The organism is Salmonella sp. SAL04202 (genome assembly GCF_046550775.1).
Taxonomy (GTDB): domain Bacteria; phylum Pseudomonadota; class Gammaproteobacteria; order Enterobacterales; family Enterobacteriaceae; genus Salmonella; species Salmonella enterica.
In genome coordinates, this window is the sequence record NZ_JBGDXK010000003.1 from 308695 (window position 1) to 322040 (window position 13346).

Sequence of the window (13346 nt, forward strand, 5' to 3'; positions counted from 1 at the left end):
GGATGAAAATGGGATACGACATGCGTATCCCATCCACTATTACATCGCCAGCACGTACTTGAGCATCACGCCCGCCGCAATGGCCGAGCCAATCACCCCGGCCACGTTCGGGCCCATCGCGTGCATCAGCAGAAAGTTCTGCGGGTCTGATTCCAGGCCCACCTTGTTCGATACGCGGGCCGCCATCGGCACCGCCGACACCCCCGCCGAACCGATAAGCGGGTTGATTTTGTTCTTACTGCACAGGTTCAGCAGCTTCGCCATCAGCACCCCGGCGGCAGTCCCGATACCAAACGCAATCACCCCCAGCAGCAGAATGCCCAGCGTCTGCGGCTGCAGGAACTTGTCCGCCACCAGTTTTGCGCCAACGGAAAGCCCCAGGAAAATGGTCACGATATTAATCAGCCCGTTCTGTACCGTGTCGCTCAGACGCTCCACCACGCCGCTTTCGCGCATCAGATTGCCAAAGCAGAACATCCCCAGCAGCGGCGCGGCGTCCGGCAGCAGCAGCGCCACCAGTAGTAACAGCACCACCGGGAAGAGGATTTTTTCCCGCTTACTCACCGTGCGCAGCTGCACCATGCGGATTTTCCGCTCTTTCTCGCTGGTCAGCGCGCGCATAATCGGCGGCTGGATTAACGGCACCAGCGCCATATACGAGTACGCCGCCACCGCGATGGCCCCCAGCAGCTCCGGCGCCAGCTTGCCCGACAGGTAAATCGCCGTCGGGCCGTCCGCGCCGCCGATGATGCCGATGGCCGCCGCCTGCGGCAGGGTGAAGCTGATAAGGCCGAAGTAGTTCAGCGTCAGCGCCCCCAGTACGGTGGCGAAGATACCGAACTGCGCCGCCGCGCCGAGCAGCAGGGTGCGCGGGTTGGCCAGCAGCGGGCCGAAGTCGGTCATCGCGCCGACGCCCATGAAGATGACCAGCGGCGCGACGCCGGAGCCAATCGCCACTTTATAGAACAGCGCCAGCACCCCCGGCGTGTAGCCCATGTCCACCGCCAGGTTCTCCATCTGGCCCTGCACCGACGGCAGCGCCAGCGCTAATGCCTCTTTAATGGCGTGCACGTCCGGCGCGCAGTTAAGCTTCGCGGCAATCACCGCCAGCTGCCCGGCGTCGTGATGGGCCAGCAGGCTTTCCAGCGCGGTCAGCGCCATACCCGCTTCCGGGATGTTGGAGAGCAGACCGCCGAAGCCAATCGGCAGCAGCAGCAACGGCTCGAACTTTTTCGCAATCGCCAGCCACAGCAGCAGCAGGCTGACCAGCAGCATGATGGCCTGGCCTGCGCCAAGGTGCATCAGCCCCATGCCCTGAAGCAGGGCGTTCAGACTTTCCATCGATTCCGTTCCTTACGCCAGCGTCATCAGGGTATCGCCCACGGAGACGGCGTCCCCGGACTTCACGGCGATACCGCGTACGGTTCCGGCCTGCGCGGCACGGATTTCGGTTTCCATCTTCATGGCTTCCAGAATCAGCAACACATCGCCTTCGGCCACCGTCTGGCCCTCGGTGGCAATCACCTTCCAGATGTTGCCCGCCAGCGGGGCGGTGACCGGGGTGCCGGCGCCTGCCGGGGCCGTCGCCGGAGCAGAAGAGGCAGCAGGTGCAGCCGCAGTGAGCTGGCTGATATCGCCGCCGTCGCTGACCTTCACCACAAAGGCTTTGCCTTCCACTTCCACGGTGTAGATACCGGAAGCGGCAGGCTTCTCTGCTTTTGCCACCGGCTGCGCGGCTTCCGCCTGCGGCAGTGGCTCAAACGCCGCCGGGTTGTGGCGGTTCTCAAGGAATTTGAGGCCGATTTGCGGGAACAGCGCCACGGTGAGCACGTCGTCGATGGCGTTTCCCGCCAGAGTGATGCCCTTCTCCTGCGCCTGGCGCCTGACGTCCGCTTCCAGTTCAGCCAGTTCCGGTTTGAGTAAATCCGCCGGACGGCAGGTCACCGGAGCGCCCCCTTCCAGCACGCGGGCCTGTAACGCCGCGTTCACCGGCACCGGGGTGTGGCCGTATTCGCCCTTCAGTATCCCGGCGGTTTCCTTCGCGATGGTTTTGTAGCGCTCGCCGGTCAGGACGTTGAGCACCGCCTGGGTGCCGACAATCTGCGAGGTGGGGGTCACCAGCGGGATAAAGCCGAGGTCCTCGCGCACGCGGGGGATTTCCGCCAGCACCTGGTCCAGCTTGTCCGCCGCGTTCTGCTGCTTCAGCTGGCCTTCAAGGTTAGTGAGCATTCCGCCCGGCACCTGGGCCACCAGAATACGGCTGTCATAGCCTTTCAGCTGGCCTTCAAAGGCGTGATACTTTTTGCGCACCTCGCGGAAGTACGCGGCGATGTTTTCCAGCTTCAGGATATCCAGCCCGGTGTCGTGTTCCGTGCCGGCAAGCGTTGCCACCAGCGCTTCGGTGGCCGGGTGGCCGTAGGTGGCGCTCATGGAGGAAATCGCCGTGTCGACGCCGTCGACGCCCGCTTCAATGGCCTTCAGCAGGGCCATCTCCGCCATCCCGGTGGTGGCATGACAGTGCAGGTGCAGGCGCACCTCAAAACGTTTTTTGATTTCGCTGACCAGCTCATACGCCGCGCCCGGCGTGAGAATGCCGGACATATCCTTGATGGCAATCGAGTCAACGCCGGTTTCCAGCAGTTGCTCCGTTAAATCCAGCCAGGTCTGCAGCGTGTGTGCCGGGCTGGTGGTATAGCTCAGCGTGCCCTGGGCGTGCGCGCCGTGGCTGCGCACCGCCTGCAGGGCGGCTTTCATATTGCGCGGGTCGTTCATGGCATCGAAGACGCGGAACACGTCCATGCCGTTTTTCACCGCCCGCTCAACGAAGCGTTCCACCACGTCATCGGCGTAGTGGCGATAACCGAGCAGGTTCTGACCACGCAGCAGCATCTGCAACGGGGTTTTGGGCATGGCTTTTTTCAGTTCGCGCAGGCGCAGCCACGGGTCTTCGCCGAGGAAACGGATGCAGGCGTCAAAGGTGGCGCCGCCCCAGCACTCCAGCGACCCGTAGCCCACGTCGTCGAGCGCGGCGGCAATCGGCAGCATATCGTCAAGGCGCAGACGGGTGGCGAAAAGGGACTGGTGGGCGTCACGCAGGACGACGTCGGTAATGGCAATAGTCATGGATCCCTCCGGGAATTAAGCGTGGTGGCGGTGATGGTGAATGGCGGCGGCAATCACCGGCTTTAAGCGGGTGAAGTCGTCCACGACGGGAACGGCGCGCGGTGCGGGCGCGGCGACGGGTTCCGGGAAGAAGCGAGTAATCACGGCAGACATGCCGCGAATGGCAAAGATGAGCAGGAACAGAAAGCTCAGTACGAACCCCATCCCTAAAAACATCAGGGTGAAACCTTCACCCAGTAGTACAGCTTCATTCATGAATCATTTTCCATAATGAGAGGCACGACGGTGGCCTTGACGACAACCTTCCTGGTGAATCCGGCTAAGGAGTAGAGTGGATTTCCCTTGGCCGCCTCTGGCTTTGGCCTCTACTTTTCTCCAGGTCGTTTGCGGCAAAGACACCGCCGTGCGTTTTTTTACACCATCATGCTGAACACGATGCTAGCGATAACCAGCACAATACCGCCGCCCAGACGAGAGGAAATTTGTGCATATGAAATGAGGTTCATACGGTTACAGGCGGAGAGCACTTCCAGATCGCCGGAGCCGCCGCGGTTGGCCATACAAAGACCCGCAGTAATGGATGATTCAATCGGGTAGAAGCCAATCAACCAGCCCCCGATAGCTGCGCCAACGACAGCGCCGACCACAATGATTGCGGCGATAACGACGTTCGCGAACGTCAGGGCATCGATGATCTCTTGCAGATCGGTGTAGCAAACACCCACACCTACCATCAGCACCCACAGCAGTTGTTTGGAGAAGAAGTCAGAAAGACGTTTCGCCCCGGCTTTAATCTCCGGTGAGCAAAGACCTGATGCGTTCAGCGCAGCAACAATCAGGACCATCCAGGCGAAGTAGTGAATAGAGACGCCGCCGATGCTTGGCAGAATTTTTTTGGCAACAACATAGGCCAGCAGGAAGCAGGTGGTGGATAGCACCATGCCAACCGCCGTTTCACGATGGGTAATCTGACCGGCCTTTTCATCATCTTCGGTTTTGAAGGAAGCCTTACGAACCAATTCACCTTCACCGCTAAGCCAGGTGTATTTTTTGCCTATCATATCGAGGAGGGCGGCGAAAATAATGGCGAAGATATTCGCAATGGTCAGAATAGCAATAGCCGTTGAGTAATACTCTTCGCGAGAACGTCCGGTAACCGAGTGATAAATTTCAGACAGAGGCACGGCGCCCGCGCCGTTACCACCGCCCATAATCGGCAGAACGTACAGCATCATGATACGGTCGACCGGGATACCGAAGCACAGACCAATGACGATACCGAAAAGGGACGCGCCGACAATCCCGGCGAGGATGGTTGGGATATAGCCCAGCAGTGATTTTAATAGCAGCTTACGGTTTACCGACAGGATCGCGCCTGTGATCAACACTGCGATAAACAGGTTAAGGAAGTTGCTTTTATCCATTACGTTGCTGATCGCATCAATTTCTTTCTGCGTAAATATGCCAGCATAGACAAAATAAGCTGCAACCAGAAATATCATAACCGGTGCGCCGCCAATATATTTATTGAAGATCGGTAAACGTTTGCCGATTTCACCAAAAATGGCCCCCATAACAAACATAAGAGCAAAACCACCGACTAAGTCAGTCGGTATAGCGTTATAGAAATGAGACAGTAATAAAGTAATTAATGCAAAAGCATAAAGCGGTAGCGGCATACCAAAGATTTTGAATCTGAGTAAATCGCCAGCCCCCTTTTTCTCCGTCGCCGAAGCCTGGGTCATGTTGGTCATAAACATTTTCCTGTGTATTGATGGGTAACAAGACCCGCGCATACTAATAAATTCAATGAACCGTGAGATGTGACTATCTTCACTGAATGGTTGTGTTTTTAATTAATTTAATTATTTTTATTAACTCTGGTTAATTAAGGAAATAAAAACCATAAAGCTTATAAAAGCAAGGGGGAAAGTGTGATGTCTATTCCAGACGAGTAATACAAACGCTGGCGAAATATGCGACGTTATTTGCTGACGGATGCAGAATAGAGTGAATCTAATATTTAAACGCATTTATTTGCAAAAGGATGTATTGCGTCGCGAGTCGGTCACCATGTTTCTGGAGGGCGTGGGACTCGCCCTGGAAGATGATTGTGAAATCGCGGTATGCGCATATTGGCAGGGTGAGATAGTTGGATGCGGCTCGCTGGCCGGAAACGTACTGAAATGCATCGCCGTTTCCCCGGTTTTACAAGGGGAAGGGCTCAGCCTCAAATTGCTGACTGAGCTGCTTACATTGGCCTACGAGTTAAACCGCAGCGAGCTTTTCCTGTTCACTAAGCCGCAAAATCGGTTGCTGTTTTCTGGCGCGGGGTTTTGGCCCATTGCGCAGGCAGGTGAGCTGGCGGTGTTAATGGAGAACAGCAGTGAACGGTTAGCGCGCTTTTGTCGCCAACTGGCGCTTTATCGTCAACCGGGAAAAACGATCGGCGCCATCGTCATGAACGCCAATCCGTTTACATTGGGCCACCGTTATCTGGTGGAGCAAGCGGCTGCGGCCTGTGACTGGTTGCATCTGTTTGTAGTCAAAGAAGATGCTTCATTTTTTTCCTATACCGACCGTTGGGCGCTGATCGAACAAGGAATCGCGGGTATTGACAACGTCACGTTGCATTCCGGCTCCGCTTATATGATCTCGCGTGCGACGTTTCCCGGCTATTTCCTCAAAGAAAAAGGGGTTGTGGACGACTGCCATTGCCAGATCGATCTGCAACTCTTCCGTGAACATCTGGCTCCAGCGCTGGGGATTACCCATCGTTTTGTCGGCAGTGAGCCGTTTTGTCCTCTGACCTGTGCCTATAACCAGCGAATGCACGACATTTTGCACGATCCGAAGCGTAGCGGCCCGGTTATTGAGGTCGTCGAGTTGGCGCGGGTGGAGAAAAACGGCGTGGCTATTTCCGCCTCTCGCGTCAGAAAACTGTATAGCGAACGTAATTGGCCGGCGATAAGCGCGCTGGTGCCTGTTGGCACCCTGGCATATCTGCAGCGGCATGCCGCCAGACACACTGAAACCATATGACGTAACACCGTTAACAAGGAACATAACTAATGAAAATCATTAAAGATGCCCTGGCAGGCACGCTGGAATCCAGCGATGTGATGATCAGGATTGGTCCATCCAGCGAGCCAGGAATTCGACTGGAGCTAGAGAGTCTGGTGAAGCAGCAGTTTGGCGCGGCGATTGAGCAAGTCGTGCGCGAAACGCTGGCGAAGCTGGGCGTCGAACGTGCGCTGGTTAGCATCGATGACAAAGGCGCGCTGGAGTGTATTTTACGCGCCCGAGTGCAGGCGGCGGCGTTACGCGCTGCAGAACAAACGGAAATTCAATGGAGTGCGTTATGAGACCTCGTCGCAGTATGTTGTTTATTCCCGGCGCAAATGCGGCCATGTTGAGCACCTCGTTTGTCTACGGTGCGGACGCGGTGATGTTCGACTTAGAAGACGCCGTAGCGTTACGTGAGAAAGATACCGCCCGTCTTTTGGTTCATCACGCGCTTCAACATCCGTTCTATCAGGATGTTGAAAAAGTGGTGCGCATTAATCCACTGAACACGCCATTCGGTCTGGCCGATCTTGAGGCCGTCGTGCGTGGTGGCGCGGATATCGTGCGTCTGCCGAAAACCGACAGCAAAAACGATGTGCTGGAGCTGGAAGCGCAGGTTGAACGGATCGAACGTGAATGTGGACGTGAAGTCGGCAGTACCAGGCTGATGGCGGCGATCGAATCAGCGAAAGGCGTGGTCAATGCCGTCGACATCGCCACCTCCAGCCCGCGCATGGTGGCAATTGCGCTGGCGGCATTTGATTACGTGATGGATATGGGCACCAGCCGGGGCGATGGCACCGAGCTGTTCTACGCCCGCTGCGCAGTGCTGCATGCGGCGCGCGTTGCGGGTATTGCCGCCTATGATGTCGTTTGGTCGGATATCAATAATGAAGAAGGCTTCCTGAAGGAAGTGCAGTTGGCGAAAGGGCTTGGTTTTAACGGTAAGTCCTTAGTGAACCCACGTCAGATTGAGCTGTTACATCAGGCTTATTCTCCGACACGTAAAGAAGTTGAGCATGCGTATGAGGTGATTGCCGCCGCTGAAGAGGCTGAGTCTCGCGGTCTGGGCGTCGTTTCACTCAACGGCAAAATGATTGACGGCCCGATTATCGACCACGCGCGCAAAGTGGTGGCGCTGTCGGCTTCCGGTATTCGTGATTAAGGAAGGAACCATGAAAGAGACTGTAACCATGCTCAACCAGCAATATGTCGTACCGGAAGGATTACAGCCCTACCAGGGGGTAACAGCGAACAGCCCGTGGCTTGCCAGTGAAACGGAAAAGCGTCGGCGTAAAATTTGTGACTCGCTTGAAGAGGCTATCCGTCGTTCCGGGCTTAAAAATGGCATGACGATATCCTTCCACCATGCGTTTCGTGGTGGCGACAAAGTTGTCAATATGGTGATGGCGAAGCTGGCGGAAATGGGATTCCGCGATCTGACGCTTGCCTCCAGCTCATTAATTGATGCCCACTGGCCGCTTATCGAACACATTAAAAATGGCGTGGTGCGGCAGATTTACACCTCCGGGCTGCGCGGCAAGTTAGGGGAAGAGCTCTCCGCTGGCCTGATGGAAAACCCGGTACAGATCCACTCTCACGGCGGCCGCGTAAAACTGATTCAGAGCGGTGAGCTGAATATTGATGTCGCTTTCCTCGGCGTGCCGTGCTGCGATGAATTTGGTAATGCGAACGGCTTTAGCGGCAAGTCACGCTGCGGCTCTTTGGGGTATGCGCAGGTTGATGCGCAGTACGCTAAATGTGTGGTGCTCCTGACTGAAGAGTGGGTCGAATTCCCCAATTATCCGGCCAGTATCGCGCAGGATCAGGTTGATTTGATCGTACAGGTGGACGAAGTAGGGGATCCGGAAAAAATCACCGCGGGTGCGATTCGTCTGTCCAGCAACCCGCGTGAACTGTTGATCGCCCGGCAGGCGGCCAATGTGATCGAACACTCAGGTTATTTTTGTGATGGTTTCTCGCTGCAAACCGGCACCGGTGGCGCTTCTCTGGCGGTCACCCGTTTCCTGGAAGACAAAATGCGTCGCCACAACATTACGGCGAGTTTTGGCCTGGGTGGGATCACCGGCACCATGGTGGATCTGCATGAGAAAGGGTTGATCAAAGCGCTGCTGGATACGCAATCATTCGATGGCGATGCAGCCCGTTCGCTGGCGCAGAATCCACATCATATTGAAATCTCAACCAATCAATACGCGAACCCCGCCTCTAAAGGCGCGGCATGCGAACGCCTGAATGTGGTGATGCTGAGCGCACTGGAAATTGACGTGAATTTCAACGTTAACGTGATGACCGGTTCAAACGGCGTACTGCGTGGCGCATCGGGCGGCCATAGCGACACTGCGGCAGGTGCGGATCTGACCATTATCACTGCGCCGCTGGTCCGTGGCCGAATTCCTTGCGTGGTGGAAAAAGTGCTGACTACCGTCACGCCTGGGGCAAGTGTTGATGTGCTGGTTACCGACCATGGTATTGCGGTGAACCCTGCGCGTCAGGATCTGCTTGATAACCTGCGTGCTGCGGGCGTGGCGCTGATGACCATCGAACAACTGCAACAGCGCGCTGAGCAACTGACCGGTAAACCGCAGCCGATTGAGTTTACCGATCGGGTGGTGGCTGTGGTGCGTTATCGCGACGGTTCAGTGATTGACGTGATTCGCCAGGTTAAAGGCTGATGAAGGGCACAGACCTGCTGTATCAGGGCCAGGCAGTTACGCTGGAGGAGATGCTACAAGCGCGTGATAAACGTGCCGCCAGGCAGCGTCAGGCGTTGAACTGCTATCGGCTACCGTTGATTTCCCTCACGCTGGTTGCACCGGGCGCCGTTAAAAACTCAGCGGTCTGGCGGCGTGTCGCCGATTACGCAATTGCCGAAATACTGGCGCTTTGCGAACAGAAGGAGTGGGTCAACGTCTGGGAAATGCAGGTAAATGAACGCAGCGGCCCGGAATGGATGGCAGCGGTCTGTGCGCCGGCAATGGCGTTGAAACAGCACATGTCGACACTAGAGATGTGCCATCCGTTAGGGCGGCTTTGGGACATCGACATTATTGATAGCGACGGTAAGTCGCTATCACGCCGTGAACTCGGGCATCCTGCCCGGCCATGTTTGATATGCCAGCAGGATGCTCATCTCTGTGCCCGGGGCAAGCATCACACCCTTGACCTTTTGTTGGATGAAATTGCACGAAGGATTGAATGCTATGAACGTGAGCGTTGTGACTGAACGGCGTACGCCAGCGTACTCATCGCTGGCGGCTGGCGAACTTAATGGGTTGGTTGCAAGAGCGCTGCTGACGGAAGCCAGGCTGACACCAAAACCCGGTCTGGTCGATATTCGTAATTCGGGAGCGCATAGGGATATGGATCTGGCGGCATTTGAACGTAGCACTACCGCCATTGCTCCGTGGATGGAAAAGTTTTTTATCATGGGCAACAACACGGCGGCGCTGGCGGCAGAAAATGTCCTGGTGATGCTGCGTCCGCTGGGGATGGCCTGTGAGAACGATATGCTACAGGCGACCAATGGAGTGAATACCCATCGCGGGGCGATTTTCGCTTTTGGCCTGCTGAGCGCAGCGATTGGCCGACTTCTCGCGCGGGGAGAACCGTTGGAGCAAAATCGTATCTGCGACCAGGTTGCTCGCCTGAGTCGGAATATTGTTGCCCACGAGCTCTCAGCAAAAAAAGCGGGAAAACTGACAAAGAGTGAAACCCATTTCCAGTGTTATGGCCTGTCGGGCGCGCGGGGAGAAGCGGAAAGCGGTTTTCGAACCGTCAGAACGCAGGCTTTGCCGGTGTTTAACCGGGTCGTGCAGGAGCATGACGATACCCATCTTGCCCTACTGCAAACATTGTTGCATCTGATGGCGTGGAATGATGATACCAATCTGGTGTCGCGGGGAGGCCTGGAAGGGCTTTACTACGTGCAGCAGCAGGCACAAAAATTGTTGTGGCAAGGGGGCGTATTGGTTGAGGGGGGCATTGAAGCGATGCAGTCCCTCGATGATGAACTCATCCTGCGTAACTTAAGCCCTGGCGGTAGCGCGGATTTACTGGCAGTGACCTGGTTTTTAAGTCATTTTCCTGCCGGTTCCCTCTATCCTGAGTAAGTTTCTCTTCTTTCATTCTCTCCAGCAATGATTCATCCTGCGGGATGAATCATGTCTTTTACTGATATCGCTCCCTGTTTATCATTAATTTCTAATTATCGGCGATTTTAGATGGCGGCCTCCGGGCGCGCTGGTTACTCTGAAAACGGTTTACGCAATTTTTACAAAAGAGAATAGCTATGCATGAAGCACAAATCCGCGTCGCCATTGCCGGCGCCGGTGGCCGCATGGGACGGCAGTTAATCCAGGCCGCCATGGCGATGGAAGGTGTTCAGCTGGGTGCCGCGCTGGAGCGCGAAGGCTCTTCCTTGCTGGGCAGCGATGCTGGCGAACTGGCGGGGGCGGGAAAGTCCGGCGTGATCGTTCAAAGCAGCCTTGAGGCGGTAAAAGATGATTTTGACGTTTTCATCGATTTTACCCGTCCGGAAGGCACGTTGACGCATCTGGCGTTTTGCCGCCAGCATGGTAAAGGGATGGTGATTGGTACTACCGGCTTTGACGACGCCGGTAAACAGGCCATTCGCGAGGCGTCGCAAGAGATTGCGATCGTTTTCGCCGCAAACTTTAGCGTCGGCGTTAACGTCATGCTCAAGCTGCTGGAGAAAGCGGCGAAGGTAATGGGCGACTATAGCGATATTGAAATTATTGAAGCGCACCACCGCCATAAAGTGGATGCACCGTCGGGTACGGCGCTGGCAATGGGCGAGGCAATCGCCGGGGCGCTGGATAAAGATCTGAAGGACTGCGCGGTCTACTCGCGTGAAGGTTATACCGGCGAGCGCGTACCGGGAACGATTGGCTTTGCGACCGTACGCGCGGGCGACATCGTCGGCGAACATACCGCGATGTTTGCCGATATTGGCGAGCGCGTAGAGATTACGCATAAAGCTTCCAGCCGCATGACGTTTGCAAATGGCGCGTTGCGATCGGCGTTATGGCTAAAAACGAAGAAAAATGGGCTATTTGACATGCGGGATGTGCTGGGGCTGGATGTATTATAGCGACTAAATACCTTCGTGATGTGGTTGTGGTAATCAAGATTAATTGATTACAAAGGGCAATATATTATTGCCCTTTTGTTTTTTGCCCCCCGGTTATTCGGTCAGATAAATAACGCCTTTCACCATTCATGTTTCGACAGTTTCTTCTCCCACGACATGTTCTGCCGCAGTGGCTTACCGTATGCAAAAGGCACCTCGACCAGACTAATAAGACTGATATCCATTGGGGGGGAGTGCTGTTCCATGGGGTCATTTTATCTCTTTTACTTCAATGGGTTAGCTTTTTTATGCTGTAGTGAGGCTGGTTGTGTTCCAATCTTATGCACTAGTCTTAAAGAAAAAGAAGTTGGATCTTTATATCGCGATTGTAATTCTTATTACATTGTCTTAATTTGCTGTTTTTTGTTGGTTTTATGATGCATTTGTTTTATTTTTTTATGTTTTTAACATCTTGATTTTTAAAATGTTTTTGTCGTTAATTTGCTTAATTTTGAATTTTTTATTCATTTAATAGTGTTGATGGCTATTAAATGAATTTTTATCGTTGTTTTTTGTTGTTTTAATGTGAAATTTGACCATTTGGTCCACTTTTTATCGTTCCGGTCAGCTTTTTTCGAACTTAAGGAAGCGCAAGCGTTTTCTATCGTCACTTAGTTGATCTTTTTGCCTCTTAAACAGAATAACTTCCTTATAATGTGCAAAATAACATAAAAAATACCCTCTTTAAGTTGACTTTTATCCGGCTTAACTTCAGAATGCCGCCGTTTGCCAGAAATCCACGGGTAAGCAAATTTGCATTGCTTCATACTGACTGAATGAATTAATATGCAAATAAAGTGAGTGAATATTCTCTGGAGGGTGTTTTGATTAAGTCAGCGCTATTGGTTCTGGAAGACGGAACCCAGTTTCACGGTCGGGCCATTGGGGCAACGGGTTCGGCGGTTGGGGAAGTCGTTTTCAATACTTCAATGACCGGTTATCAAGAAATCCTCACTGATCCTTCCTATTCCCGCCAAATCGTCACTCTTACTTATCCCCATATTGGTAATGTCGGCACCAATGAAGCCGATGAAGAATCTTCTCAGGTTCATGCGCAAGGTTTAGTGATTCGCGATCTGCCGTTGATTGCCAGCAACTTCCGTAACACCGAAGACCTCTCTTCTTACCTGAAACGCCATAACATCGTGGCGATTGCTGATATCGATACCCGTAAGCTGACCCGACTGCTGCGTGAGAAAGGCGCACAGAACGGCTGCATCATTGCAGGCGATAGCCCGGATGCGAAGCTGGCGCTGGAAAAAGCGAAAGCATTTCCTGGACTGAACGGTATGGATCTGGCGAAAGAAGTGACCACGGCGGAAACTTACCGCTGGACGCAGGGTAGCTGGACGCTGAAAGACGGTTTACCGGAAGCGAAATCTGAGGATGACCTGCCGTTCCACGTGGTGGCCTACGATTTTGGCGCCAAGCGCAACATTCTACGTATGCTGGTGGATCGCGGCTGCCGCCTGACGGTGGTACCGGCGAAAACTTCCGCGGAAGAAGTGCTGGCGATGAATCCGGACGGCGTGTTCCTGTCAAACGGCCCTGGCGACCCGGCTCCGTGCGACTACGCCATCGAGGCGATTGAGAAATTCCTCCAGACCGACATTCCGGTATTTGGCATCTGCCTCGGTCATCAGCTACTGGCGCTGGCGAGCGGTGCGAAGACCGTTAAGATGAAGTTCGGCCATCACGGCGGCAACCATCCGGTAAAAGATATGGACAGAAACGTGGTGATGATCACCGCGCAGAACCACGGCTTTGCGGTGGATGAAGACTCGCTGCCCGCCAACCTGCGCGTGACCCACAAGTCGCTGTTCGACGGCACCCTGCAGGGCATTCACCGTACCGACAAACCGGCGTTCAGCTTCCAGGGACACCCGGAGGCGAGCCCGGGCCCGCACGATGCGGCGCCGCTGTTCGACCACTTTATCGAATTGATTAAGCACTACCGTTCTTCAGCAAAATAATCAGGAGCCAA

The 13346-nt window shown here is 54.7% G+C and carries 12 protein-coding genes; 8 read left to right on the top strand and 4 right to left on the bottom strand.

Annotation, left to right across the window (positions count from 1 at the left end; all coding sequences use genetic code 11):
* Positions 1-39 precede the first annotated feature (39 nt).
* The 4 genes from ACLJQJ_RS15265 to citS all read right to left on the bottom strand — a co-directional run bounded on the left by ACLJQJ_RS15265 (position 40) and on the right by citS (position 4877).
* Positions 40-1341, bottom strand: a complete 1302-nt coding sequence (locus ACLJQJ_RS15265; protein ID WP_000444831.1) for an oxalacetate decarboxylase subunit beta — start codon at positions 1339-1341, stop codon at positions 40-42.
* Positions 1342-1353: 12 nt separating this feature from the next.
* Positions 1354-3123 (bottom strand): sodium-extruding oxaloacetate decarboxylase subunit alpha, encoded by a 1770-nt coding sequence (gene oadA, locus ACLJQJ_RS15270; RefSeq protein ID WP_108679511.1) that lies wholly within the window; start codon positions 3121-3123, stop codon positions 1354-1356.
* Between the two features lie 15 nt (positions 3124-3138).
* Positions 3139-3378, bottom strand: coding sequence for an oxaloacetate decarboxylase subunit gamma (locus ACLJQJ_RS15275; protein WP_052936230.1), 240 nt, complete (start codon positions 3376-3378; stop codon positions 3139-3141).
* 158 nt (positions 3379-3536) lie between these two features.
* On the bottom strand, positions 3537-4877 hold the full coding sequence (gene citS / locus ACLJQJ_RS15280) for a citrate/sodium symporter CitS (RefSeq protein ID WP_000183596.1): 1341 nt from the start codon (positions 4875-4877) through the stop codon (positions 3537-3539).
* A 244-nt stretch (positions 4878-5121) separates the two neighbouring features.
* Here citS and citC point away from each other — a divergent pair, with 244 nt between their 5' ends.
* From citC to carA, 8 genes are all read left to right on the top strand, one after another.
* A complete protein-coding gene (gene citC, locus ACLJQJ_RS15285; protein WP_074182168.1) occupies positions 5122-6165 on the top strand; it encodes a [citrate (pro-3S)-lyase] ligase in 1044 nt (347 codons plus the stop codon).
* Positions 6166-6194: 29 nt separating this feature from the next.
* Positions 6195-6488 carry a citrate lyase acyl carrier protein gene (gene citD / locus ACLJQJ_RS15290; RefSeq protein ID WP_063809500.1) on the top strand — a complete coding sequence of 98 codons (294 nt, stop codon included), beginning with the start codon at positions 6195-6197 and terminating at the stop codon, positions 6486-6488.
* Positions 6485-7354, top strand: a complete 870-nt coding sequence (gene citE, locus ACLJQJ_RS15295) for a citrate (pro-3S)-lyase subunit beta (RefSeq protein WP_001247811.1) — start codon at positions 6485-6487, stop codon at positions 7352-7354. The genes citD and citE overlap by 4 nt, the downstream gene beginning before the upstream one ends.
* Before the next feature lie 10 nt (positions 7355-7364).
* Positions 7365-8885, top strand: coding sequence for a citrate lyase subunit alpha (gene citF / locus ACLJQJ_RS15300; RefSeq protein ID WP_063809499.1), 1521 nt, complete (start codon positions 7365-7367; stop codon positions 8883-8885).
* A complete protein-coding gene (gene citX / locus ACLJQJ_RS15305) occupies positions 8885-9436 on the top strand; it encodes a citrate lyase holo-[acyl-carrier protein] synthase (protein ID WP_020437961.1) in 552 nt (183 codons plus the stop codon). Before citF ends, citX begins: the two co-directional genes overlap by 1 nt.
* A complete protein-coding gene (gene citG / locus ACLJQJ_RS15310; protein ID WP_001103238.1) occupies positions 9414-10322 on the top strand; it encodes a triphosphoribosyl-dephospho-CoA synthase CitG in 909 nt (302 codons plus the stop codon). The genes citX and citG overlap by 23 nt, the downstream gene beginning before the upstream one ends.
* A 179-nt stretch (positions 10323-10501) precedes the next feature.
* Complete coding sequence (dapB, locus tag ACLJQJ_RS15315; protein WP_000544030.1) at positions 10502-11323, top strand: 4-hydroxy-tetrahydrodipicolinate reductase; 822 nt, start codon at positions 10502-10504, stop codon at positions 11321-11323.
* Positions 11324-12186: 863 nt separating this feature from the next.
* Complete coding sequence (gene carA / locus ACLJQJ_RS15320; protein ID WP_063809498.1) at positions 12187-13335, top strand: glutamine-hydrolyzing carbamoyl-phosphate synthase small subunit; 1149 nt, start codon at positions 12187-12189, stop codon at positions 13333-13335.
* Positions 13336-13346: the final 11 nt, after the last annotated feature.

Excerpts from the sequence above, each read along its gene's own strand:
- ACLJQJ_RS15265 (WP_000444831.1), bottom strand. The coding sequence starts at position 1,341 with ATGGAAAGTCTGAACGCCCTGCTTCAGGGCATGGGGCTGATGCACCTT.
- oadA (WP_108679511.1), bottom strand. The coding sequence starts at position 3,123 with ATGACTATTGCCATTACCGACGTCGTCCTGCGTGACGCCCACCAGTCC.
- ACLJQJ_RS15275 (WP_052936230.1), bottom strand. The coding sequence starts at position 3,378 with ATGAATGAAGCTGTACTACTGGGTGAAGGTTTCACCCTGATGTTTTTA.
- citS (WP_000183596.1), bottom strand. The coding sequence starts at position 4,877 with ATGACCAACATGACCCAGGCTTCGGCGACGGAGAAAAAGGGGGCTGGC.
- citC (WP_074182168.1), top strand. The coding sequence starts at position 5,122 with ATGCAGAATAGAGTGAATCTAATATTTAAACGCATTTATTTGCAAAAG.
- citD (WP_063809500.1), top strand. The coding sequence starts at position 6,195 with ATGAAAATCATTAAAGATGCCCTGGCAGGCACGCTGGAATCCAGCGAT.
- citE (WP_001247811.1), top strand. The coding sequence starts at position 6,485 with ATGAGACCTCGTCGCAGTATGTTGTTTATTCCCGGCGCAAATGCGGCC.
- citF (WP_063809499.1), top strand. The coding sequence starts at position 7,365 with ATGAAAGAGACTGTAACCATGCTCAACCAGCAATATGTCGTACCGGAA.
- citX (WP_020437961.1), top strand. The coding sequence starts at position 8,885 with ATGAAGGGCACAGACCTGCTGTATCAGGGCCAGGCAGTTACGCTGGAG.
- citG (WP_001103238.1), top strand. The coding sequence starts at position 9,414 with ATGAACGTGAGCGTTGTGACTGAACGGCGTACGCCAGCGTACTCATCG.
- dapB (WP_000544030.1), top strand. The coding sequence starts at position 10,502 with ATGCATGAAGCACAAATCCGCGTCGCCATTGCCGGCGCCGGTGGCCGC.